Annotated in this window: 25 protein-coding genes; 10 read left to right on the plus strand and 15 right to left on the minus strand. The window is 60.0% G+C overall.

Annotated elements, in window-relative coordinates; genetic code table 11:
- The first annotated feature begins 229 nt into the window (after window positions 1–229).
- Complete coding sequence (gene ppa / locus J0X03_RS21960; protein WP_004933594.1) at window positions 230–760, plus strand: inorganic diphosphatase; 531 nt, start codon at window positions 230–232, stop codon at window positions 758–760.
- A gap of 53 nt (window positions 761–813) precedes the next feature.
- On the opposite strand, the gene J0X03_RS21965 is transcribed toward ppa, so the two are convergent.
- From J0X03_RS21965 to tamA, 3 genes are read right to left on the minus strand one after another with little or no spacing between them, the layout of a single operon-like run.
- A complete protein-coding gene (locus tag J0X03_RS21965) occupies window positions 814–1,161 on the minus strand; it encodes a gamma-glutamylcyclotransferase family protein (protein ID WP_025159589.1) in 348 nt (115 codons plus the stop codon).
- Window positions 1,162–1,163: 2 nt separating this feature from the next.
- Window positions 1,164–4,982, minus strand: a complete 3,819-nt coding sequence (tamB, locus tag J0X03_RS21970) for an autotransporter assembly complex protein TamB (RefSeq protein ID WP_033641644.1) — start codon at window positions 4,980–4,982, stop codon at window positions 1,164–1,166.
- Window positions 4,979–6,697 carry an autotransporter assembly complex protein TamA gene (gene tamA / locus J0X03_RS21975; protein ID WP_169539905.1) on the minus strand — a complete coding sequence of 573 codons (1,719 nt, stop codon included), beginning with the start codon at window positions 6,695–6,697 and terminating at the stop codon, window positions 4,979–4,981. The genes tamB and tamA overlap by 4 nt, the downstream gene beginning before the upstream one ends.
- Window positions 6,698–7,001: 304 nt before the next feature.
- On the opposite strand from tamA, the gene msrA reads away from it, so the two are divergent.
- Entirely contained in the window at window positions 7,002–7,640 is a 639-nt protein-coding gene (gene msrA / locus J0X03_RS21980) for a peptide-methionine (S)-S-oxide reductase MsrA (RefSeq protein ID WP_089195519.1), read from the plus strand.
- Window positions 7,641–7,820: 180 nt separating this feature from the next.
- The gene (paeA, locus tag J0X03_RS21985; RefSeq protein WP_033641641.1) at window positions 7,821–9,152 is read left to right on the plus strand and encodes a polyamine export protein PaeA; all 1,332 of its coding nucleotides are present in this window, start codon (window positions 7,821–7,823) and stop codon (window positions 9,150–9,152) included.
- A gap of 69 nt (window positions 9,153–9,221) precedes the next feature.
- Here paeA and J0X03_RS21990 read toward each other — a convergent pair whose 3' ends face one another.
- Window positions 9,222–9,428, minus strand: coding sequence for a DUF1107 domain-containing protein (locus J0X03_RS21990; protein ID WP_033641639.1), 207 nt, complete (start codon window positions 9,426–9,428; stop codon window positions 9,222–9,224).
- 330 nt (window positions 9,429–9,758) lie between these two features.
- On the opposite strand from J0X03_RS21990, the gene J0X03_RS21995 reads away from it, so the two are divergent.
- Entirely contained in the window at window positions 9,759–10,316 is a 558-nt protein-coding gene (locus tag J0X03_RS21995) for a YtfJ family protein (protein WP_025159587.1), read from the plus strand.
- A 1-nt stretch (window position 10,317) separates the two neighbouring features.
- Here the strand turns inward: J0X03_RS21995 and cysQ are convergent, their stop codons facing one another.
- Window positions 10,318–11,058 carry a 3'(2'),5'-bisphosphate nucleotidase CysQ gene (gene cysQ / locus J0X03_RS22000; RefSeq protein WP_033644177.1) on the minus strand — a complete coding sequence of 247 codons (741 nt, stop codon included), beginning with the start codon at window positions 11,056–11,058 and terminating at the stop codon, window positions 10,318–10,320.
- A 255-nt stretch (window positions 11,059–11,313) separates the two neighbouring features.
- On the opposite strand from cysQ, the gene J0X03_RS22005 reads away from it, so the two are divergent.
- Entirely contained in the window at window positions 11,314–13,266 is a 1,953-nt protein-coding gene (locus tag J0X03_RS22005) for a bifunctional 2',3'-cyclic-nucleotide 2'-phosphodiesterase/3'-nucleotidase (RefSeq protein WP_160203914.1), read from the plus strand.
- A gap of 100 nt (window positions 13,267–13,366) precedes the next feature.
- On the opposite strand, the gene bamJ is transcribed toward J0X03_RS22005, so the two are convergent.
- The gene (gene bamJ, locus J0X03_RS22010) at window positions 13,367–13,987 is read right to left on the minus strand and encodes a BamJ family beta-barrel-assembly machinery protein (RefSeq protein WP_004933618.1); all 621 of its coding nucleotides are present in this window, start codon (window positions 13,985–13,987) and stop codon (window positions 13,367–13,369) included.
- Between the two features lie 267 nt (window positions 13,988–14,254).
- Here bamJ and J0X03_RS22015 point away from each other — a divergent pair, with 267 nt between their 5' ends.
- Entirely contained in the window at window positions 14,255–14,929 is a 675-nt protein-coding gene (locus J0X03_RS22015; protein WP_160203913.1) for an OapA family protein, read from the plus strand.
- 3 nt (window positions 14,930–14,932) lie between these two features.
- Here J0X03_RS22015 and J0X03_RS22020 read toward each other — a convergent pair whose 3' ends face one another.
- The 5 genes from J0X03_RS22020 to rpsF all read right to left on the minus strand — a co-directional run bounded on the left by J0X03_RS22020 (window position 14,933) and on the right by rpsF (window position 16,847).
- A complete protein-coding gene (locus J0X03_RS22020; RefSeq protein ID WP_042783523.1) occupies window positions 14,933–15,286 on the minus strand; it encodes a DUF488 domain-containing protein in 354 nt (117 codons plus the stop codon).
- A gap of 112 nt (window positions 15,287–15,398) precedes the next feature.
- The gene (gene rplI / locus J0X03_RS22025) at window positions 15,399–15,851 is read right to left on the minus strand and encodes a 50S ribosomal protein L9 (protein ID WP_004933629.1); all 453 of its coding nucleotides are present in this window, start codon (window positions 15,849–15,851) and stop codon (window positions 15,399–15,401) included.
- Between the two features lie 39 nt (window positions 15,852–15,890).
- Complete coding sequence (gene rpsR, locus J0X03_RS22030; protein ID WP_000135199.1) at window positions 15,891–16,118, minus strand: 30S ribosomal protein S18; 228 nt, start codon at window positions 16,116–16,118, stop codon at window positions 15,891–15,893.
- Window positions 16,119–16,122: 4 nt separating this feature from the next.
- Window positions 16,123–16,440, minus strand: coding sequence for a primosomal replication protein N (priB, locus tag J0X03_RS22035; protein ID WP_049233092.1), 318 nt, complete (start codon window positions 16,438–16,440; stop codon window positions 16,123–16,125).
- An 8-nt stretch (window positions 16,441–16,448) separates the two neighbouring features.
- The gene (gene rpsF / locus J0X03_RS22040) at window positions 16,449–16,847 is read right to left on the minus strand and encodes a 30S ribosomal protein S6 (RefSeq protein ID WP_004933634.1); all 399 of its coding nucleotides are present in this window, start codon (window positions 16,845–16,847) and stop codon (window positions 16,449–16,451) included.
- Window positions 16,848–17,083: 236 nt separating this feature from the next.
- On the opposite strand from rpsF, the gene J0X03_RS22045 reads away from it, so the two are divergent.
- Window positions 17,084–17,290: a hypothetical protein gene (locus tag J0X03_RS22045; protein ID WP_127897167.1), complete on the plus strand. Its 207-nt coding sequence runs from the start codon at window positions 17,084–17,086 to the stop codon at window positions 17,288–17,290.
- A gap of 10 nt (window positions 17,291–17,300) precedes the next feature.
- A complete protein-coding gene (locus tag J0X03_RS22050) occupies window positions 17,301–17,567 on the plus strand; it encodes a YdgH/BhsA/McbA family protein (RefSeq protein ID WP_033638913.1) in 267 nt (88 codons plus the stop codon).
- Between the two features lie 99 nt (window positions 17,568–17,666).
- Here J0X03_RS22050 and J0X03_RS22055 read toward each other — a convergent pair whose 3' ends face one another.
- Together J0X03_RS22055 and yjfP are read right to left on the minus strand one after the other, a co-directional pair.
- Window positions 17,667–18,041, minus strand: coding sequence for a hypothetical protein (locus tag J0X03_RS22055; protein WP_033641632.1), 375 nt, complete (start codon window positions 18,039–18,041; stop codon window positions 17,667–17,669).
- A gap of 124 nt (window positions 18,042–18,165) precedes the next feature.
- Entirely contained in the window at window positions 18,166–18,918 is a 753-nt protein-coding gene (gene yjfP, locus J0X03_RS22060; protein WP_033651491.1) for an esterase, read from the minus strand.
- A gap of 127 nt (window positions 18,919–19,045) precedes the next feature.
- On the opposite strand from yjfP, the gene bsmA reads away from it, so the two are divergent.
- Together bsmA and J0X03_RS22070 are read left to right on the plus strand one after the other, a co-directional pair.
- Complete coding sequence (gene bsmA, locus J0X03_RS22065; protein WP_033651492.1) at window positions 19,046–19,354, plus strand: biofilm peroxide resistance protein BsmA; 309 nt, start codon at window positions 19,046–19,048, stop codon at window positions 19,352–19,354.
- A 123-nt stretch (window positions 19,355–19,477) separates the two neighbouring features.
- Entirely contained in the window at window positions 19,478–19,753 is a 276-nt protein-coding gene (locus J0X03_RS22070) for a YdgH/BhsA/McbA family protein (RefSeq protein WP_025305027.1), read from the plus strand.
- On the opposite strand, the gene J0X03_RS22075 is transcribed toward J0X03_RS22070, so the two are convergent.
- Both J0X03_RS22075 and J0X03_RS22080 read right to left on the minus strand, forming a co-directional pair.
- Window positions 19,750–20,148: a DUF350 domain-containing protein gene (locus tag J0X03_RS22075; RefSeq protein ID WP_015376394.1), complete on the minus strand. Its 399-nt coding sequence runs from the start codon at window positions 20,146–20,148 to the stop codon at window positions 19,750–19,752. The two genes, J0X03_RS22070 and J0X03_RS22075, sit on opposite strands and share 4 nt — an antisense overlap.
- A gap of 66 nt (window positions 20,149–20,214) precedes the next feature.
- Entirely contained in the window at window positions 20,215–21,843 is a 1,629-nt protein-coding gene (locus J0X03_RS22080) for an isovaleryl-CoA dehydrogenase (RefSeq protein ID WP_160203911.1), read from the minus strand.
- Window positions 21,844–21,936: the final 93 nt, after the last annotated feature.

Consider the following 21,936-nt stretch of genomic DNA (forward strand, 5'->3'; position numbering starts at 1 on the left):
AGACGTAGTAGGGGTGGCAAAACGCGGAGCCAGCTTTGCTGGCTCATTATTGTTTGTTGAAGTTATCGGCAGGCGGAGGCAAAACTTCATGCCGCGGCGGGATTAATCTGGAAATTATCCCTGCGTCGGCGCGCGGGGTTTTCGACGATGAAAAGGGCAGGAAATCGCAAAAGAGTCCGCTATAATAGCCGCCACTCCATTTCTGGTTTGATGATTAAAGGAAACCGACATGAGCTTGAATCTGGTCCCTGCTGGCAAAGACCTGCCGGAAGACATCTACGTAGTAATCGAAATCCCGGCCAACGCCGATCCAATCAAATACGAAATCGACAAAGAAACCGGCGCGCTGTTCGTTGACCGTTTCATGTCCACCGCGATGTTCTACCCGTGCAACTACGGCTACATCAACCACACCCTCTCTCTGGACGGTGACCCGGTTGACGTGCTGGTTCCAACCCCATACCCGCTGCAGCCGGGCTCCGTGATCCGCTGCCGTCCGGTTGGCGTGCTGAAAATGACCGACGAAGCCGGTGAAGACGCCAAGCTGGTTGCGGTGCCGCACAGCAAGCTGACCAAAGAGTACGATCACGTGAAAGACGTGAACGACCTGCCGGAACTGCTGAAAGCCCAGATCGCTCACTTCTTCGAGCACTACAAAGATCTGGAAAAAGGCAAATGGGTGAAAGTGGAAGGCTGGGCAGACGCTGCCGCGGCTAAAGCGGAAATCATCGCCTCCTTCGAACGCGCTGCCAAGAAGTAATTCCAGCCGCCGTCCGATGAAAAAACACCGCTCATTGAGCGGTGTTTTTTTTCTTACTGTTCTTCGAGACGCTTCAGCCAGTCACCGCTGGTAATTCGCGGGTAACCGTCCACGCTGTGTTTGTACAGGTAGATCCACGCACTCCCATAAGGCGTCTGAATCAGCTCGCGCTTATAGTCCTTGGTGTTGCTTTTCAGTTCGTCCAGCTCTGCCAGAATCGATGAGTTAATACGATACACCTCGCAATGTATCGTGCCCTCTCCAGGGATCGCCGCCGGGTAATGGCCCAGATTGTAAATCTGATAGCCTTCGAGCTCGTGCTCGCCGAGCCATTGGGCGTTGGTCATCCAATGGCTGTTTCCCTGTTTGCGCCGTAAACTGCCGTAGACAATTATTCGCATCGCTAAAACTCAAACTGATAGAGCAAATCTAATGCCTGGTCGAGACCAGACACCGCTTCAAGATACAACTTAGGCATCAGGCGATAACGCAACGTCAGCGTGGCCAGCGAGTCGAAAATGCCCACCCCATATTTTACTTGTAAGCCTGGGAGGACATAGCCGCTCACGACAACCTGGGAATTGTCGCCAACCCCTTGAGTGTCCAGAGCCAAATTACTCACGCCGAATGCCTCGCCGATTTTACCCACAAGTTGACCACTTTGTGCAACCCCCATGCCGATTAACATCGACGTCATGGCGTTGCCGTCGGCGCCTGAGCTGTTCAAGCCCTGGCCGCGCAGCAGATAAGACAAGGCTTCCTGTTGCGATTTGGCCGGATCGGAGAACACTTCCAGCTTCGGCGCATCCGCCAGGCCGGTCACGCGCACGCCGGCGGTCACGTCGTCCTCGGTGGATTCCGGGTTGCGGATCGCTTCGATATTGAGCAGCGGCTGATCCGGCGGGCCGGAGAACATCAGCTGCCCTTTACGCACGATCAAATCCTGACCATAAGCATGGAAGCGACCGGAAGGGATGTCAATCTGGCCGTTGAGGCCCAGCCCTTTCTTGTCCTGCACCACTTTCAAATCACCCTTCAAGCGGGCTTTGAGGCCGAAGGCGTCCAGCCGCACGTCATTGCCGACGTGGATCATCAGGTTGCTGTTGATCGGAATCGAGGCGGTCTTCGGTTGAATCGGCTTCAGCTGGTCGTCCAGCATCACTTCGTCGGAAGAGACGCCCACCGCGCTTTCCGGCAGCTCCTGCACCGTGATGCGCGCCCAAGGGATGTCGACCTTGCCGTTGAGCGAGAACAGCTGCGGCGTGGCTTCGAACACCAGATCCGGCGACACGTCGATGCGGATCATCGGCGGCACCGTCACCCGCAGCTTGTCGCCCTTGGCGGCAATGCGCGCACGCCAGGCGTTGATGTCACGCCAGTCGGCATCGCCCGCCAGATTCAGCTGGCCGCGCGTGGTGCTGAGCAGCCCTTCCAGCGTCGAGGTCATGCCATTGAAATTCACCGCCAGCCGCGCGTCGGTCATATCGAACGGCATCCAGTGGCCCTGCACCTTCGCCCGATCCAACGCCAGACGCCCGAACACCAGCGGCTTCTGCGCGCTGCCGCCCAGACGCAGGTTGGCGTTCAGCATGCCCGCCGCGCTTTCGCCCTTCATCAGCGCTGGGTTGATCAGCGCCAACGAAATGTTGGTGATATTGACGTTGCCGCTGATGGTGCGCCGCACCTGCGGATCCGCCACCTGGATATTGCCGTCGAACTGGCCGTTGTTGGTCAGTTTGATCCGCCAGTCGGCCTGCGCGCGGCCGTTGTTCAGACCGGCGTTGAGGGTCAGCGTATCGAAGGCGATCGGCAGCGCGTTGCCCTGCACCTGCTGCACCACCTTGACGCCGTTGCCGGCCAACGTGACCTTCGCCTCCGGCAGCGCGCCGCCCGGTTTCCAGCTGACGTCGGCCCGGCCGGTGAACACGCCGCTCAGGGCGGTCTCCGGGCCGAGGAACGGCTTGATCATCGCCAGATCGAACCGGTTGAGCACCACGCTGGCCTGGCCGCTCTGGCCGGCTTCGATGGTCTTCGGCACGCACAGCTCGGCATTCGGGTTCTGCCAACAGTGCGGCCCGATGCTGATTTTCTGCGCGGTGTTCAGGTAGTCCAGCGCGATGGCGCGCGTCAGGCGCCACTCCCCCACCGGCGTATCGAAGCGGGTATTGTTCAGATTGCCGCGCCAGCGCTGCTGCTGACGATCGAAGCTGCCCTGCAGCGCCAGCTGGCCGGAGACCGGCTTACCGTCGATCTTCAACTGCAGCTGATGCTGCTTCTCGCTGCCTTTGGCGTCCAGGGTCAGCAGGCTGACTTCCAGCGCGTCCTGCTTCAGCTGCTCGACGCGAACCGCCAACTGCCCCTGGATCTGATCCGTGGAGCGCACGTCACCGTCGATCTTCACCCGGTTGATGCGCAGCGCCTGCCACTGCAAACCGGAGGCGGTCAAATCCGCCAGCAGCTGAGGTGCCTGCAGATTGCCGCGCAGCTTCAGCAGCCCTTTGGCGGTGCCGCCCAGGCCCGGCAGCGCGCCGTCCAGACGCGGCGCGTCGATGTTGGCGTCCAGGTTCCAGCTCTTCTCGTCCAGCTGTCCTTTGACGTTCAGCTGGTTGCGCCCCAACGTCAGATCGATGCCGGGGATTTTCCACTGCCCGGCGGCGTTGCCGCTCAGCGTGCCGCGCGCCGTGACCTTGTTCTGCTTCACGTTGCCGTCCAGCTGCAGCACCGGCACCTGCAGCTGCCAGCTGCCGCCGTGCAGGCTGCCGCGCGTGGTGATCTTGCCGTCGAGTTTCGCCGGCCATTCCGGCCACTGCTTGGCGGTATTGATGCCGCTCAGCGTCAATTGCGAGTTCCAGCTGATGGCCTTGCTCCAGTCCACCAGCGCGGTGAGATCGGTATTACCCTGCAGCGCCGCCAGCCGCAGGCGCTCCAGCTTGAACTGCTCGACGTTGCCTTTGCCGTCCAGCGTCAGCACCGCCGGCGGCAGATCCTGACCTTTCAGATTAGCGCGCGTCGACAACGCATAGTCGGTCGCCTTGCCGTTAAAGCGCAGGCGGAAATCGTTAACCTGGTACTGCGCCTCGCCGCTCAGCGGCCATTTCAGCTGTTTGCTCTGCAGCGTCAGCGCCAGCGGCAGGCCGGCTTCGGCCAGCCGGGTTTGCACATCGAGCTGGGCGCCGACCGGGCCGGACAGGTTCAGCGCGACCTTCAGCTCATCACGCAACCCGCCGCCGATGTTCAGCTTCACCTTCTCGCCCTTCAACGGGTCGATGTTCAACGCGCTGTTGGCGGTCAGGGCCACCGGCCAATCGCCGGTCAGGGTCGCCTGCCCCTGCACCGACAGCGTACCCTGCGGCGACTTCACGTCGAAGTTGTCCAGCTGGATATGCTGATCCTGCGTGCTGGCCTGCAGCAACAGACTCGTGATCAGCACGTCGGTATCGCCGGTCAAGCGCAGCTGTTCGCCGCTGATCTCTTTCACGGTGATATCCAGCGGCAGGCGGATGTCCGGCAGATCCGGCAACAGCGGTTTGGCGAACAGTTCCTTCAGCGTTTCGCCAAGCGGCTTCTCTTCCGGCTGCGGCGCCGGTTTCGCCGCGTCGGTAACCTGCTCACCGACCTTTTTCGCCACCTCGACCGCCGGTTGCACCGCTTCCGGCAACGGATTTTGCGGCGTTTTCGGCAAGGCGATCAGCAACGAGCCGATCTTGGTCGGCATCAGCGTCAGCGCACGCTCTTGCCACTGCGCGCCGGTGCGGAACTCGGCCAGAGAAATGGCGGTGTCGTCGACGGTGACCTTGACGTTGTTCAGCGCCAACAGGCGCAGGGTGATCGGATAAGGCGTACTGAGATTGGTGGTCGGCTCACTGCTCTCCTCCACCGGCGCGGAGGGCGCCATCTCTTTGGTGTTCACCGCCACGTCCACGTCCTGAGCAGTCAAGGCGTTGACGCACAGCGAGCTGCGTTTAAAGCAGGAGAGATCGAGGGACAAATGGAATTGCCCGGCGTTGACCGTCACGCCCGGCATCTGATACTTCACGCCCTTCAGCGTCAGATCGCGCCAGCCGCCGCTGACGCCGGCGATCTCCAGCCCCGGCACCCAGCGCGCCGCGCCGTTGATGACCATATGCAAACCGGTGGTGGTCCCCACCAGAAAGGCCAGTCCGCCGATCAGCAGCAGCAGAACGACCAGAAATCCGAGACAAATCTTTTTAACCAGGCTCATAGTTCAGGCCCCAAACCGATGTAGAACTGCATCCCGTGAGTGTCCTTGTCTCCCACGGGCGCGGCGATATCCAGCTTCACCGGCCCCACCGGCGACTGCCAGCGCACGCCTACGCCGGCGCCGGTCTTGAAGTTGCTCTGCTTGATATCGTTCACCGCTTCACCGGAATCGACGAACATCGCCCCCCACCATTTGCCGGTCACGTTGTATTGATACTCCAGCGAGCCGGTCAGCATCTTGGAGGCGCCGGTCAGCTTGCCGTCGTCGCCGCGCGGAGAAATGTCTTTGTACTTGTAGCCGCGAATGCTGCGGTCACCGCCGGCGAAGAAGCGCAAATCCGGCGGCACCTTGTCGAAGTCGTTGGTTTCTATCCATCCCACCTGCCCGCGCGCCACGAAACGATGCTTGTCGGCCAGCGTGCGGATCCAGACGTTCTGCGCCTGCATCAGCGCGAAGTCCACGCCCGAGCCCCAGGTGGTGTCGGATACGTCGATGGAGTAGCGCTGGCTGTCGCCCCAGGTCGGCATCAGGCCGCCGCGCGAGCGGGTGCGGTTGAAGCTGACGCCGGGGTACAGCAGCATGGTGGTGTTGCTGACGTTGCCCTGGGTAAAGTTATCCCAGCGCCAGGTCAGGTTGATCGCCCGCTGCCAGCCGCTGGAGAGATCCCAGTTGCGCGAAGCCACCACTTTGGAGGTCACGGATTTGGTGTCGTTAAGGTCGACGTTCTTGAGCCCGCCCTGCAGCAGGTAATACTGCTCCAGCGGATTCTTCAGCAGCGGGATCTTATAGGTCAGATCCAGCTGCTGCTCCGGCGCCGACACGCTGGCGCTGGTTTCCAGGCTGTGGCCGCGATCGTTGAGCCAGGGCTTTTTCCAGGTGCCTTTCACCCGCGGGCCGACGTCGGTGGAGTAACCGATACCGGTTTCGATGGTATTGCGCGTACGCGGCGTTACCAGCGCGTCCAACGGCAAAATCTTGTTCTCTTTGGCATCGTTGAAATCAGGGGACACCACCACCGAGTTGAACCAGTTGGTGGCGGACAAACGGCGGTTCAGCTCGGCCAAATCCTCCGAACTGTAGTAATCCCCCTGATGAAAGGGCACCAGATTTTGCAGATAGTCTTCGCGGATTTGCGAACCGGTGAATTTCACCTTGCCGAAGCGGTAACGTTCGCCGCTGTTGAAATCGATATCCCAAAACGCCTTGTGCAGATCTTCTGCCACGCCGAGTTGGCTTTTGGTCATATCGGCGTCGAAGTAACCTTTGCGCAGCGCCAGGCCGGTCAGCGAGCCTTTGAAACTGTCATACTTGCCGTGGTTGAGGATCTCGCCGATGGTCGGCCGATCCTTCTTTACCAGCGCCAGGTAGTCCTCATCGGTCTTCGCGCCGCCTTCCAGCACGATGTTGGCGCCGGCGATGCGCACCGGTTCGCCCGGATTGACCTTGGCATGCAGCACCGGACGCGACATCCCCGGCCGATCGTCCAGCGTAAACTCGATGGTCGGCTGGTAATAGCCGAGCGCGCGCAGCCCCTGGCGCACCGCCTCATCCACCCGTGCGCGGAAGCGACCGTCGGTGCCGACCTCTTCAGGCGTGATCGACGACAGCCGCACCCGGACGTTTTTTTCCAACTCTCCGCTTAACCCCTCCACCTGCAGCCGCACGTTGGCCGCATAGGCTGCAGGTGCCGCAAGCAACACAGATATCAAGCACATGACCGGGTACTTTGGCACGTGTTCTCCTTATTGATTTTACTTTCCTGTTATGGTGTTCGCTCCGGGGCCAGGGCAGACTCCGCGCTATCATGACGGCAGCCCTCTTCAACCTTCTTCCGGACGCCGCCCGCCGCGCTTTGCCGCCGCGCAACAGGCGAATTCTTCACTTTTGGCGCTCAAAATACTGCGTTAAGCTTATACAAAATCCCACTTGCCGCTTATTGTGGGCAAAGACGCGGTGAGATACAACCGAACCGCCGCCATGTAGGGTCAATTCTTACTGTGACAACAGGAGTCAACCGTGGTGCCATTTTTTGATAAATCACAAACCGTCGATAAGGCAAGCGCGCTGCCTGGCCGCACCACGCCAATGCCTGTCGCAACGCTCAACGTCGTCACCGAACACTCGATGACTCAGGTGCCGGCCGGCATGGAAGTGGCGATCTTCGCCATGGGCTGTTTCTGGGGCGTTGAGCGTCTGTTCTGGCAACAGCCGGGCGTCTACAGCACCGCCGCCGGCTACAGCGGCGGCTACACGCCGAACCCGACCTACCGCGAAGTGTGCAGCGGCCAGACCGGCCACGCCGAAGTGGTGCGCGTGGTGTTCGATCCGCAGGTCGTCAGCTACAAGCAGCTGCTGCAGGTGTTCTGGGAAAATCACGATCCGGCGCAGGGCATGCGCCAGGGCGGCGACGTCGGCACGCAGTACCGCTCGGCGATTTACACGCTGAGCCCAGAGCAGCAGGCCGAGGCGGAAAGCAGCCTGCAACGCTTCCAGCAGGCGATGGCGGCGGCGGGCGACAAGCGCGTCATCACCACCGAGATCGCGCCGGCGCTGCCGTTCTATTATGCGGAAGACGATCACCAGCAGTACCTGTTCAAAAACCCGGAAGGTTACTGCGGGCTGGGCGGCATCGGCGTTTGCCTGCCGCCGCAGGGCTGATCCGATGCCGGCCGGCGGCACTTTTTTAACCGCTGGCGGCCCCTGTGGGGCAACTGCTATACTGTGCGGGCCGCTTCTGCGGCCCGATAGCTTCCCTTCTGGTTGTTATCGCTGCTTTTTTTACTATGTACTACCCTTCCTCAAGAGCGCCGGCATCCCGTCGGCACGTATGGATAGATTATGTTAAACAGTATTTTACTGATTCTTTTTCTGATCGCGGTGAGTGCGTTTTTCTCACTGTCGGAAATCTCTCTGGCCGCCTCGCGCAAGATCAAACTGAAGCTGATGGCGGACGAAGGCAACATCAACGCCGCCAGAGTGCTTAAACTGCAAGAAACCCCTGGCATCTTCTTCACCGTGGTGCAGATCGGCCTGAACGCCGTGGCCATCCTCGGCGGTATCGTCGGCGACGCGGCGTTTTCCGGCACCTTCCAACAGTTCTTTATTCGCTTCCTGTCGCCCGAACTGGCGGAACAGGTCAGCTTCATCTGCTCCTTCGTGCTGGTGACCAGCCTGTTTATCCTGTTCGCCGATTTGACCCCGAAGCGCATCGGTATGATTGCACCAGAGACGGTCGCCGTCCGGATCATCAACCCGATGCGTTTCTCCATCATGATCTTCCGCCCGCTGGTGTGGTTCTTCAACGGCATGGCCAACCTGATCTTCCGCATGTTCAAGCTGCCGATGGTGCGTAAAGACGACATCACCTCCGATGACATCTACGCGGTGGTGGAAGCCGGCGCCCTGGCGGGCGTGCTGCGCAAGCAGGAGCACGAGCTGATTGAAAACGTGTTCGAACTGGAGTCGCGCACCGTGCCGTCTTCGATGACCTCGCGCGAAAGCGTGGTGTACTTCGATCTGCGCGAAAGCGAAGAGAGCATCAAGGAAAAGGTCTCGACCCATCCGCACTCCAAGTTCCTGGTGTGCGACGGCCATATCGATCAGGTGGTGGGTTACGTCGATTCCAAAGACCTGCTGAACCGCGTGCTGGGCAACCAGAGCCTGGTGCTGAGCAGCGGCGTGCAGATCCGCTCGGCGCTGATCGTGCCGGACACGTTGACGCTGTCCGAAGCGCTGGAAAGCTTCAAAACTGCCGGCGAAGACTTCGCGGTGATCCTCAATGAATATGCGTTGGTGGTGGGCATCATCACCCTTAACGACGTGATGACCACGCTGATGGGCGATCTGGTCGGCCAGGGCCAGGAAGAGCAGATCGTGGCGCGCGACGAAAGCTCATGGCTGATTGAAGGCGGCACGCCGATCGACGACGTGATGCGCGTGCTGGATATCGACGAGTTCCCGCAGGCGGGCAACTACGAAACCATTGGCGGCTTTATGATGTACATGCTGCGCAAGATCCCGAAACGCACCGACTTCGTCAAATACGCCGGCTACAAGTTCGAAGTGGTGGATATCGACAGCTACAAGATAGATCAGCTGCTGGTCACCCGACTGAGCGACAAACCGGCGGCGGTGCTGCCGAAAGCGCCGGACGACACGCCTGCGGCCTGACGGCGCGAAGGACAAAAACATCAGCGGCCCCATCGGGGCCGCATTTTTTTACCGCTGTCAGCGCCGTGTTCAGCCGACCTCGGCCTGCAGCAGCAGCACCTGGCGGTTCACTTCGGACATCACGCTGAAATGGCGCTTGTCGCGAATCTTCGGCGGCAGGATTTTCCCCTCGTCGAATTCAAATGCGCCCACGTCCTTGATATACAGCCTTCCGCGAAACAGGGTCTTAACGTACTTCGCCACTTTCAAAGGGTTATAACGCTGGAAGATTCTCATTCTTTTACGCTCCTCCCGTTGATCCATGCGCTCAGCGAGCCGCCAAAGGTGGCAGCCTCGAAATTCAGAACGCAACTTGATTGCATGTAGTAGACCCAGTAAAGACCAGATCGTTCACTTCCGCCCGGTGATCTGCACTGGATTTACACTTTTTGACAGAATTGTATATGATGATTTATAACGTTTTCAGGATATCCCTTCAAAATCTGATGATTAGCGAACCAAGGGAAAAACTGCGATCCGGTTAACAGGACAGACCTCTTATCACATCCTATGCTTTAGGCTGTCGAAGTGCTGTCGCACAAATTCCCCCATTTACAAGGAGAAAGCATGAAAACAAGTCGCATGCTGATGGTATCCCTGCTGCTCGCCCCGCTTTTCGCTTCCGCGCACAACTTCCAGCTCCAGCAGCGCGTGGCGCCAGTTGGCGTCAGCGATAAAGGAGAGCTCAATTACGCTGACGGTAATTTTAGCTACCAGAATTGGAACAGCGCGCAGCTCAGTGGAAAAGTGCGGGTGATACAGCACATTGCCGGTCGCAGCTCCGCCAAAGACATGAACGACCCACTGATTGAAGCGATTAAGAAGGCGAAACTACCACACGATCGTTACCAAACGACGACAATCGTCAACACCGACGATGCCCTGATGGGCACCGCCATGTTCGTGCGCAGCAGCATCGAAGACAGCAAGAAAGAGTTCCCGTGGTCGCAGTTTATCGTCGACAGCGACGGCAACGTGCGCAAAGCCTGGGATCTGCAGCCGAAAGGTTCCGCCATCGTGGTGCTGGATAAGCAAGGGCGCATTCAGTTCGCCAAAGACGGCGCGCTGACGCCGGAAGAGGTGCAGCAGGTGATGTCCAAGCTGCACCAGCTGTTGGCGAACTGACTCAGAACAGCGAAACCCGGAAGCCGGGGTTGAGGAAAGATTCACGCGGGGTATAGAGCAACGGCTTGCCCTGCCAATCGTGAATTTGCGCCCCGGCGGCCACCGCCACCGCGTGTCCTGCGGCGGTATCCCAAATATTGGTTGGCCCGAAGCGCGGATAGAGCTGCGCCTTGCCTTCCGCCACCAGGCAGAACTTCAGTGAGGAACCGACGGACACGGTCTGGTGCTCGCCCAGCTGCTGCAGATAGTCTTTCAATTCGTCGTCGATATGCGAGCGGCTCACCACCACCAGCGGCGGATGCGCGTTGCTGACGCCGATCGCCTGCCGCACGCCCTTCTCTTCTTTCCAGGCCTTGCCGCGCTCCGCCAGATACAACACGTCGATCGCCGGGGCGTACACCACGCCCATCACCGCCTGCCCGTCTTCAATCAGGGCGATATTGACCGTGAACTCGCCATTGCGATGCAAGAACTCTTTGGTGCCGTCCAGCGGATCGACCAGCCAGTAGCGCGTCCAGTTGCGGCGCTCTTCCCACGCCGGCGGATCCTCTTCCGACAGCAGCGGCACCTCCGGCGTCAGGGCCGCCAGGCCGCGCTTGATGATGTGATGCGCCGCCAGATCGGCCGCCGTCACCGGTGAGTCATCTTTTTTCTGTGCGACATCAAGCGGTTGTTCACCGTCGTACACCGCCATGATCGCCGCCCCCGCCTCGCGGGACAGTTGGCAAATTCGCTCTAACATCATGCACCTCAACTCTGCATCTCCGTGGGAAATTTCCCTCTGTCTCTGCTAGCAGACTAGTTTTTTTTACGCCGAATATCCATCTCAACCGGCTAAGCTACGGGAATTCCTCAGATCTTGTTGGGCACAACTGTGAACTTCCCCGCGTTACCCGCCGCCGTTTTCTGCCACACTTCACAGTTTACTGTGGCAAGCAATGTTAATTACATTTCCCTCTGCGATAACACTCGAATAATGGAATGGAGAGAACCCCAAATGATGAAGCATCCACTGACGCTGTCCGCGCTTGCGCTGCTGGTGTGCGCCTCGGCGCAGGCGGCCACCGTCGATCTGCGCGTGCTGGAAACCACCGATCTGCACAGCAACATGATGGACTTCGATTACTACAAGGACACGCCGACCGACAAGTTCGGCCTGGTGCGCACCGCCAGCCTGATCCAACAGGCGCGCCAGCAGGCCGCCAACGCGGTGTTGGTGGATAACGGCGACATCATTCAGGGCAGCCCGCTCGGCGATTACATGGCGGCCAAAGGGCTGAAACCGGGCGACGTGCACCCGGTCTATAAGGCGATGAACACGCTGGACTATGTGGTCGGCAACATCGGCAACCATGAGTTCAACTACGGGCTGGACTACCTGAAGAACGCCATCGCCGGCGCCAAATTCCCGTACATCAACGCCAACGTCATCGACGCCAAAACGCAAAAACCGCTGTTCACGCCGTACATCATCGTCGATACCCCGGTGAAGGATCGCGATGGCAAGGCGCATACGCTGCGCATCGGCTACATCGGCTTCGTGCCGCCGCAGATCCTGGTGTGGGACAAAGCCAACCTGCAGGGCAAAGTGACGGTGGACGACATCACCGCCACCGCCAAGCGCTACGTGCCGCAGATGCGTAAACAGGGCGCCGATCTGGTGGTGGCGATCCCGCATTCCGGGTTGTCCAGCGAGCCTTACAAGGCGATGGCGGAAAACTCGGTCTATTACCTCAGCCAGGTGCCCGGCATCGACGCCATCATGTTCGGCCACGCCCACGCGGTGTTCCCGAGCAAGGACTTCGCCAACATCAAAGGCGCGGATATCGACAAAGGCCTGCTGAATGGCGTACCGGCGGTGATGCCGGGCCAATGGGGCGACCATCTCGGCGTGGTCGATCTGCAGCTCAACAACGATGGCGGCAGTTGGAAAGTGACCGCCGCCAAAGCGGAAGCGCGGCCGATCTACGACAAAGAGAACAAGAAATCGCTGGCGGCGGAAGATGCCGCGCTGGTGAAGGTGTTGGCGGACGATCACAAAGGCACGCGCGAGTTCGTCAGCCAGCCGATCGGTAAATCCGACGGCAACATGTACAGCTACCTGGCGCTGGTGCAGGACGATCCGACGGTGCAGATCGTCAACAATGCGCAGAAGGCCTACGTCGAACATTACATCCAGGGCGACCCGGACCTGGCCGATCTGCCGGTGCTGTCCGCGGCGGCCCCGTTCAAGGTCGGCGGCCGCAAGAACGACCCCGCCAGCTTCGTCGAAGTGGAAAAAGGCCAGCTCACCTTCCGCAACGCCGCCGATCTCTATCTCTATCCCAATACGCTGGTAGTGGTGAAGGCCAGCGGCAAAGAGGTGAAAGAGTGGCTGGAGTGCTCCGCCGGCCAGTTCAACCAGATCGACGTCAACAGCGCCAAGCCGCAAGGCTTGATCAACTGGGACGGCTTCCGCACCTATAACTTCGACGTGATCGACGGCGTCAACTACCAGATCGACGTCAGCCAACCGGCGCGCTACGACGGCGAATGCCAGCTGATCAACGCTAAGGCGGAGCGCATCAAGCAGCTGACCTTCAACGGCAAGCCGATCGATCCGAACGCCACCTTCCTGGTTGCCACCAACAACTACCGCGCCTACGGCGGCAAGTTTGCCGGCACCGGCGACAAACATATCGCCTTCGCTTCGCCGGATGAAAACCGCTCGGTGCTGGCGGCCTACATCACCGCCGAAACCCAGCGGCATGGCGCGGTGCGCCCGCAGGCGGACAACAATTGGCGTTTGGCTAACTTCAGCAGCAAGCAGCCGCTGGATATCCGCTTCGAGACCTCGCCTTCGGACAAAGCGACGAAGTTTATCAAAGAGCACGCCCAATACCCGATGAGCGCCACAGGCAGCGACAGCATCGGCTTCGCGGTTTATCGCATCGATTTAAGCGGTAAGTAACTCACTGTCACTGGCCGGCTCGCCCGGCCATTCATCGCCCGTCTGCGCGGCGCATAAAATAAGGGCGCCACGAAGGCGCCCAGAGTAATCCTCGGTGGGATTACAGGATTTCCAGCAGCTCGACGTCGAACACCAGCGCGCTGAACGGCGGGATGGACGCGCCTGCGCCACGTTCGCCGTAGGCCAGGTTGTGCGGGATATACAGCTGCCATTTGGAACCGACCGGCATCAGGGTCAGCGCTTCGATCCAGCCTGGGATCACGCCGCTGACCGGGAATTCTGCCGGCTGGCCGCGCTCGACCGAGCTGTCGAACACGTCACCGTTGATCAGACGACCGGTGTAGTGCACACGAACGCGATCCTGACGGGACGGGATTGGGCCGTTGCCCTGCTCCAGCACGGAGAACTGCAGGCCAGACTCGGTCAGCGTCACGTCGTCGCGCTTGGCGTTGTCGTCCAGGAATTTCTGGCCTTCAACGGCCATCGCCTGCTGGCGCTCGCGGCGCACCGCATCCGCACGCTCGTGGATTTCACGCAGCGCACGGTGCACCACGTCTACCGGAACCGCCGGGGCATTCCCTTCCAGCGCGTCGCGCAGACCCGCCAGCAAAGCTTCCGGTTGCAAACCTTCCAGCCCGGACTCTTGCAGCTGCTGGCCGACCTGTAAACCAATCCCGTAACTTGCTTGCGCTTCAACGCTGTCAAAAGAAGGGGTTGTCATGGGGTTTTCCTTAAGTCTGTAAAAAGTCGAAAGCGCAGCATAACAGCGCGTCAATGCCGGGTAAAATCTTGTGTGGAGAATGATGACTTTTGTCGTAGAAAAAGAAACAATAACCTTCTGTTAACGCCCGCAGCCGCAAACCCCGGCCCTGCCGCTCAGCCGCCTTTCACTTCAATCAGTTAGCGGACTATACTGAAAGCAGGATATCGGGCAGGCGACGCGCTTGCCGCGCCGCGCTTATTATTACGCCGTCGAAGAGAGGTCACCATGGGCAGAATCGCGCCCAGGAGAAGGAAAACCACCCGCATCTACCAGCCGCTGCTGCGCACCTGGCTGAACATCAGCCAGCGCCTGAAACCCGGCGCCGCACCCACGCAGGAAGACGCGGAGTCGCCATCGGAACCGCCGTCGGCCAACGACAAGATGCAGCGGGTCAAAGCGCTGCTGGCCAAAGTCTGGCATCTGCCGGACGGTTTCCATTGGATGGAACCACTGCCCTACTTTCACCGTCGCTGGGTGCTGATCTTCGGCAACATTCTGCTGCTGGCGTTGCTGTGGCCCTACTCGCCCGAAAGACAGCCGTTCCCGGTCTCTCAGCAGGAAACCAGCGTGCCGCTGCAGGCTGAGCTGCAAAACGGCGGTGGCGCCGCCACGCCGGCCAACGAACCGACGCCGGCGGGCAACTGGCAGCGTTATCAGATCCAGCCCGGCCAGACGCTGGCCCAGCTGTTTCGCGACAACAATCTGCCGGTGAATGAGGTGTTCGCCATGGCGCAGGTGGAAGGCGGCGACAAACCGCTGAGCAACATGAAAGCCGGTCAGGAAGTGCGCATCGAACGCGACGCCAACGGCGTGATTAACGCGCTGTCGGTCACCACCGTGGACAACAGCCAGGCGCTGTTCCGCCGCCAGGCCGACGGCAGCTACCGCCGGGAACGTTAATCGCTAAAGCTGCGCCAGCAAAAACTCGCGCAGCACCACGCCCTGGTTGTGCTCGGTATCTTTGCTGCCATACAGCAGCGTCAGCGCCTCCCCCTGCCGCAACAGCGCCACCAGCGGCTGCCAGGCGTCGTTGGCCGCCAGCTGTTGGCGGTAACGCGCCTCGAAGGCTTCCCACTGGTCGGTATGCTGATGGAACCACTTGCGCAGCTCGTCATCCGGCGCCACCTGTTTCAACCACTGCACGCCCGCCAGCCTCTCCTTGCTGATGCCGCGCGGCCATAGCCTGTCTATCAGATAGCAATGCGCCGGCGCCGGCGCGCTGAAGTCGTAAACCCGCTGTAGCGTAATCGTTGCCATCGCACGCTCTCCCTTTTCATCCCGTCTTCAAGCGTAGCGCGTTTTGCCGGGCGCAGAAAAGCAAAACGCCAGCGCGAGGCTGGCGTTTTAACCGGGTTAACAGCAGCGTAAATTACGCTTCTGCAACCACAACTACATTCAGCTGTGCGAACACGTCGCTGTGTACCTGGAAGTGCACTTCGTGCTCACCAGTGGTACGCAGAACGCCGTTCGGCAGACGAACTTCGCTCTTGGCAACTTCAACGCCTGCCGCAGTCACTGCGTCAGCGATGTCGCGGGTGCCGATAGAGCCGAACAGTTTACCTTCGTCGCCAGATTTGGAAGCGATGGTCACTGAACCCAGTTCGTTGATCTTGGTTGCGCGAGCTTCAGCAGCAGCCAGAACGTCAGCCAGTTTGGCTTCCAGTTCAGCACGGCGTGCTTCGAAGAACTCAACGTTTTTCTTGGTAGCAGGAACAGCTTTGCCCTGTGGTACCAGGAAGTTACGAGCGTAGCCCGCTTTAACGTTAACTTGATCACCCAGGCTGCCCAGGTTTGCTACTTTATCAAGCAGAATAACTTGCATTACCTTATCCTCTCAAAGTCGTTAATGGACAGTGGCCGATTACTGATGACGATCAGTGTACGGCAACAAAGACAGGTAGCGCGCGCGCTTGATAGCACGGGCCAGCTGGCGCTGATATTTTGCACGAGTACCGGTGATACGGCTCGGTACAATTTTACCACTTTCGGTGATGTAGTTTTTCAGCGTAGCGATGTCTTTATAGTCAATCTCTTGAACGCCTTCCGCGGTGAAACGGCAGAACTTGCGACGACGGAAATAACGTGCCATTTGGCTAGTCTCCAGAATCTATCAATTCAATCTGCTCGGCATGCAGAACCAATTTGCTCAGCCCGTTGCGCCCTTGATGGCAGCTTACAAAGCCTTGCACGGTAATCTGACTGCCGACCGTTAATCTTTGAGTTAGTGCTTGTGACTGTTGTCCGCTGACAACCACGGGCATTCGGCACCATGCTTGTCTGCTGAATCCGGCTTCCATCTGCTGCGAACGGTGCTCTAGCACAAATTGGCAGTGCGGTATCCCGGAAGGACTCACTTTTCGAACCGGCGCCTTGCACACAGTGCCCGACAAAACCAGACGATTAGCCGTCACGGCGGCAATTACTCTTCAGAATCCCCAGCATCTGCATCATCTGCGGTTTCGTTAGCGAAGTCTTCGCGGCGATCGCCACGACGTTCGTCTTTCGCTTTAACCATCGGAGATGCTTCAGTTACCGCGTGCTTAACGCGCATAACCATGCTGCGGATAACGGCGTCGTTGAAGCGGAAGTTAGTTTCCAGCTCATCGATCGCTTCCTGCGGCGCTTCAACGTTCAGCAGAACGTAGTGAGCTTTGTGCAGTTTGTTGATCGGATAAGCCAGCTGACGGCGGCCCCAGTCTTCCAGACGGTGAATCTGACCTTGCGCGTTAGTGATGGTAGCACTGTAACGCTCGATCATGCCCGGAACCTGTTCGCTTTGGTCAGGATGGACCATAAAAACGATTTCGTAATGACGCATCGAATTGCTCCTTACGGATTATTCAGCCTCCTGTCAGGGTCAACCGCGGCCCATGGAAGCAAGGAACGTGTTTAGTGTGCGGCTGAAAAATGACGCGTAATCATACTGACGCAGGGCGGGAAACTCAAGGACTGCGTGGGTTTTATTCGCGTTATTGAGAGGGGGTATGGGAAATAGCACGATTTGCTGGCGGGGAAACCTATGTACGCCAATCCATCAGTTTCAAAAATCTTTCAATGAAATCAGCGCTGAGTCACAAATCTATTTCATTTTTTTTGAAAGAGGCCATCAAAACGCCCCGCTTTTTAATCCGCCGCAACCGACTAAAATTAACCTTATCCGCCGCAGACAGCGCGACGAAAAAGATTCCAGGTTATTCAATGCAGATAAATGACTTTTTGCCGCAGCGACACTCGCTGTCAGGCCGTAACGGCAAAAAGTAAGAGAGGCACTATGAAACGCATCATTCTCGCGACGGCGCTTGCCGCCCTGTTCTCCGCCAACGTGATGGCCGCGACGGAGATCTCCTCGCACCAGGCCGATCAACGCCAGAGCGTTGGCTTCGTCACCCTGAACCAGAACGTGGTCTCGCCGGATGACGCCAGCAGCCAGGTCAGTAAAATCGCCGATCAACGCGGTGCAAGCTCTTATCGCATCATCGCACTGCACGAACCGGGCGACAACAGCACGATGCACGTTAGCGCCGAGCTGTACCGTTAAAAAGACGCGCCACGCCAGGGAAATCCCCAGGGCTTCATCAGAAAGCCCGTTCAGTCCGCATCGGAGCGCCGCCTGTCGGGCGCTCCACTTCCTCACCCATCACAGTTTGAGCAACGTCGGCGCGCTGAACGCTTTGCCCGGATTGTGCAATTGCAGCGCCATCCGCAGATAGTTTGTCCGTGCCTGCAGCAGTTCGGCGCTTTCCTCCAGCGTCGCCCGCTGCTCGAAGGAGAGCGAGCCGGCCTTCGCGGTTTGCGCGGCCGCCGCTTTCGGCGCGGAGGCGAACAGCGCCGTCATGTTTTGCACCGTATGCGCGGTGATGCGCGACAGCGGATTTGCCTTGTTTTGCCGCGCCTTGCCGTCGGCTGCCCCCAGCATCTCACTGAAGGCCATTGAGTTAAGATCGGCGCGCGCTTTCATCGTTCCCGCCAGCCCGCGCGCTGTCTCGGCCGTATTGCTGATACCCTTTATCATGCTCTCCGCTCCTTGCCGCCCCTGAAAGAATTCACGCTGACATTCTCCTCCGCCATGCGTCAAACAATGACCGAAACAGCCTACAGAGAGCACCGCAATTCCACGCATCGCGCCCGGAGGCGCATTACAATTCGCGGCGAAAGAAATCGGTGGTGGCGGACAGCGCCAGCGGCGTGATGCGATGCTTCACGCCCGGCTCGACGAGCGATGTCAAACGGCCGTCCGCACCTTGCTGCCGCAGTTCAGCCGCCAAACGCAGGCTGTCCGCCGCCGGCACCACGTCGTCCGTCTCGCCGTGCCACAGCAGCAGCGGCCGCCCTGCAATCTGCGCCAAACGTCCTTCCAGCTCATACTCCGCCAGCACGGCGGTGCGCGCCGCAAACGCCGTCGGCGAGAGCGCCTCGCCCGTCTCGCCCAACGGCGGATACAGCGTTTGCGCCAGCGCACGGTAATAGCCGGAACCCATCAGGCTGGCGGCCGCACGGATCCACGGAAAGCGCGCGAAGGCGCCAAGCGCGGTCATGCCGCCCATTGAGGCGCCGGCGACGCCGATGCGGCCGTCGGCGATCAGGCCAAGCCGCTCAAAATGCGCGTTGATCTGCGGCAATTCATCGATATTGCTGCGCAGGATCTCCCAGAATGACGCCAGGCGCCGCGCCTCATCGCCGTCGAATCGCTCGCCGTGCCGATCGGCATCCGGCAACACCGCCCGAAAACCGGCGCGCGCCAGCGCATAGGCGAAATAAGCGTACACCTCTTTCGACGAGGTATAGCCATGGCAGAAGAACACCGTCGGCAGCGGCCGATGATACTGCCCCGCCGGCACAGCATGGATCACCGCGATATCGCCAACCCGCTCGTCATGAATTTCGATCATCCGTTCATCCTCAACTCACCTGTTGGCATTCATCATGACAAACTTGCGCGAAGCAGCGTTAGCTCAATCTGTTACAGCTTATATTGCGTTACACTGAAGCCATCGCACCGGCGCTTACGAGGTCACCATGACGATTGCCCGCACACTCATTACCCTGACGCTGGCCGCACAGCTTTCCGCCTGCGGCATCATGACCACTACGCCGAAACCGCCGCCGCCCCCCACCGCTCAGGCGCAGGAGATCGTCCGCGCGCAGACCGCCGAGCTGGTGAAAATGGGCACCGTCACCGCCGTGGTGCGCGGCAGCCCGATGGACGTGGAAGCGGAGATCCAACGCAAGGCCACCGCCGCCGGTGCCCGTTATTACGTGATCATCATGAACAGCGAAACCGTCGTGCCGGGCCAATGGTATTCCCAGGCGATCCTGTATCGTTAAGGCGGGGATTTTTTAAGCAGCTTTACACTGGCTTTGCACTGGCTGAAGAAGGGTGTTGCACACTGAGGGACAGCATGCCGCATGTTGCGGGTGTCGATTCAGGATCTGACGAAGGGGAACGCCATGAAACGCTCCACCGCACTCACCTCCCTCTTGCTTTCCATGGGATTGCTCAGCACCGGCGCACAGTCCGCCGAGCTGGCGCCCGCCGATCGCGTGACGCCGCTCAGTGAAATCGCCGAGATCACCTTCAACGATTTGCCCGGCTCACCGCAGGAGGCGGAACTGGCCATCGCCCGCACCGCCGACCAACACGGAGCCAGCTATTACCGCATCCTGCGGATGGAAGAGCAGGCGCACCCGCTTGGCTGGCGCGCCTCGGCCATCTTATACCTTTAGTAGCTCATGCAAGCCGCATTCAACACCCCGCCGCTGACGGAGACGCCCCCCAGGAAAATCCCGGCGGCCAGGTGATTCGCTTCTATCTTGTCGCTGATGCGCGGCATGTAGATCTTCACGGCGGCGAACAGCAGCAGTTGCACCACCAGCGCCACCACGCCCCACAGCAGGTAATCCAGCAGGCTGATCGAGTTGATCGCCGCGCTGGCCAGCGGGATCACATATCCCAGGCAAGCGCCGATAAAAGCAAAGGCGGCGGATTGATTATCGGCCTTGATCAGCGCCCATTCGTCGTGCGGGGTGATGCGGGTATAGACGAACAGAAACACCAAAATCATGGCGAAGCCGCTGAAGAAGTAAGAGGCGAACGCCGCCAACGCGCTGAGAATATCCATGTGCATTTTCCTGTCAGAGTGAGGCTGAATTAAAAAGGTTTTCGCCGCCGGGCGCCACCCTTTTCCCTAACCGCCGATGGCGCGGTTCAGCAGCAGTTCGCACGCCTCGGCCGACAGCAGGCCCTCGCCGCGGTGATCCAGCGTCAGATGACACCAGGCGTCGGCGATCAGCGGGCTGGCGTGCTGCAGCAGCTGCGCGGCGCAGCACAGGTCGAACAGCTGTTGAGTCAGCAGCCGCCCCATCTCCTCGCTCGGTTGCCGGGCACGCTGCTGCCACTGCCGCCAGGCGTGATCGAACAACCGATTCTGGCCGCGCACCGGCTGCAGCTCGAACTGCAACATCTCGAGCGCGCCCGGCAGTTTATGCAGACTGCGCAACACGTCCAGACACATGATGTTGCCGGAGCCCTCCCAGATGCTGTTCACCGGCATTTCACGGTACAGGCGCGGCAGCTCGCTCTCCTCGCAGTAACCGATGCCGCCCAGCACCTCCATCGCCTCGGCGATGAACGGCATGCCCTGACGGCAAATGCTGTATTTGGCCGCCGGGGTCAGCAGCCGGCTGTAGATCAGTTCGCCTTCATTGCTGCGGCTCTCCCAGGCGCGGGCCAGCCGGAACAGCAACGCGGTATGCCCTTCCAGCCGCAGCGCCATGCGCGCCAAGACCTGGCGCATCAGCGGTTGTTCTATCAACAACTTGCCGAACGCCTGCCGCTGCAGCGCATGATACAGCGCCACCGACAGCCCGCGGCGCATCAGGCCGTGGCTGCCCAGCGAACAGTCGAAACGGGTCAGGCCGCCCATCTTCAGGATATGCCGCACCCCGTCCCCCTCATCCCCCAGCAGCCAGGCAGTGGCGTCCTGAAACTCCACCTCGCTGCTGGCGTTGGAGCGGTTGCCCAGCTTGTCTTTCAACCGCTCAAGGCGAATGGCGTTGCGGCTGCCGTCCGGCAAAATGCGCGGCAGGAAGAAACAGGACAGCCCGCCTTCGGCCTGCGCCAGCACCAGGTGCGCATCGCTTTGCGGCACCGAGAAGAACCACTTATGCCCCACCAACCGGTAGGCTTCGCCCGGCCCGCGCGCGCCGAGCGGCGTGGCGGTGGTGGTATTGCTCAAGACATCGGAGCCGCCCTGTTTCTCCGTCATGCCCATGCCGATCAGCAGGCCGCGCTTTTGCCCGCCCGGCAGCAGATGAGCGTCATAACGATCCGACAGCAGCGGCGTCAGCCAGGCGCGAAACTCGGCCGGTAACGCCTGCAGCAACAGCGGCGTGGCGCCGAAGGTCATGGTCACCGGGCAGAGCGTGCCGGCCTCGACCTGCGCATGCAGCATAAAGCGCGCGGCGCGCGCCACGAAGGAACCGATGCGCGCATCCTCCTGCCAGGGCAGGTTGTGCACCCGGTTGGCGATCAGCCCCTGCATCAGGATATGCCAGGCCGGGTGAAAGCGAACGTCGTCCAGCCGCTGGCCGGTGGCGTCGTAGCGCAGCAGCTCCGGCGGGTTGGCGTTGGCCAGCCGCCCCAGCTCCAGCGACTCCTGCGTGCCGAGCTGCTGGCCCAGCGAAGCCAATACCTCGGCGTCCCAACCGCCTTGCTCGCGCTGCAACGCTTCGCGCAGCGGCGTATCGGAGAGAAACAGGTTGCTGTTGCCCAGCGGCTTGGGTTGGTTAAAAACGGTGTGCGTAGTCCAGACCATGAGAATGCTCCCTGAAAAAAGCGTCAGGAGTAAGTATGGTCGGCGCAGAGATTTCTGCCGCAGGCGGGATCACAAGAGGGGGAATTAACGGGA

Source organism: Serratia ureilytica, assembly GCF_017309605.1.
Classification (GTDB): Bacteria; Pseudomonadota; Gammaproteobacteria; order Enterobacterales; family Enterobacteriaceae; genus Serratia; species Serratia ureilytica.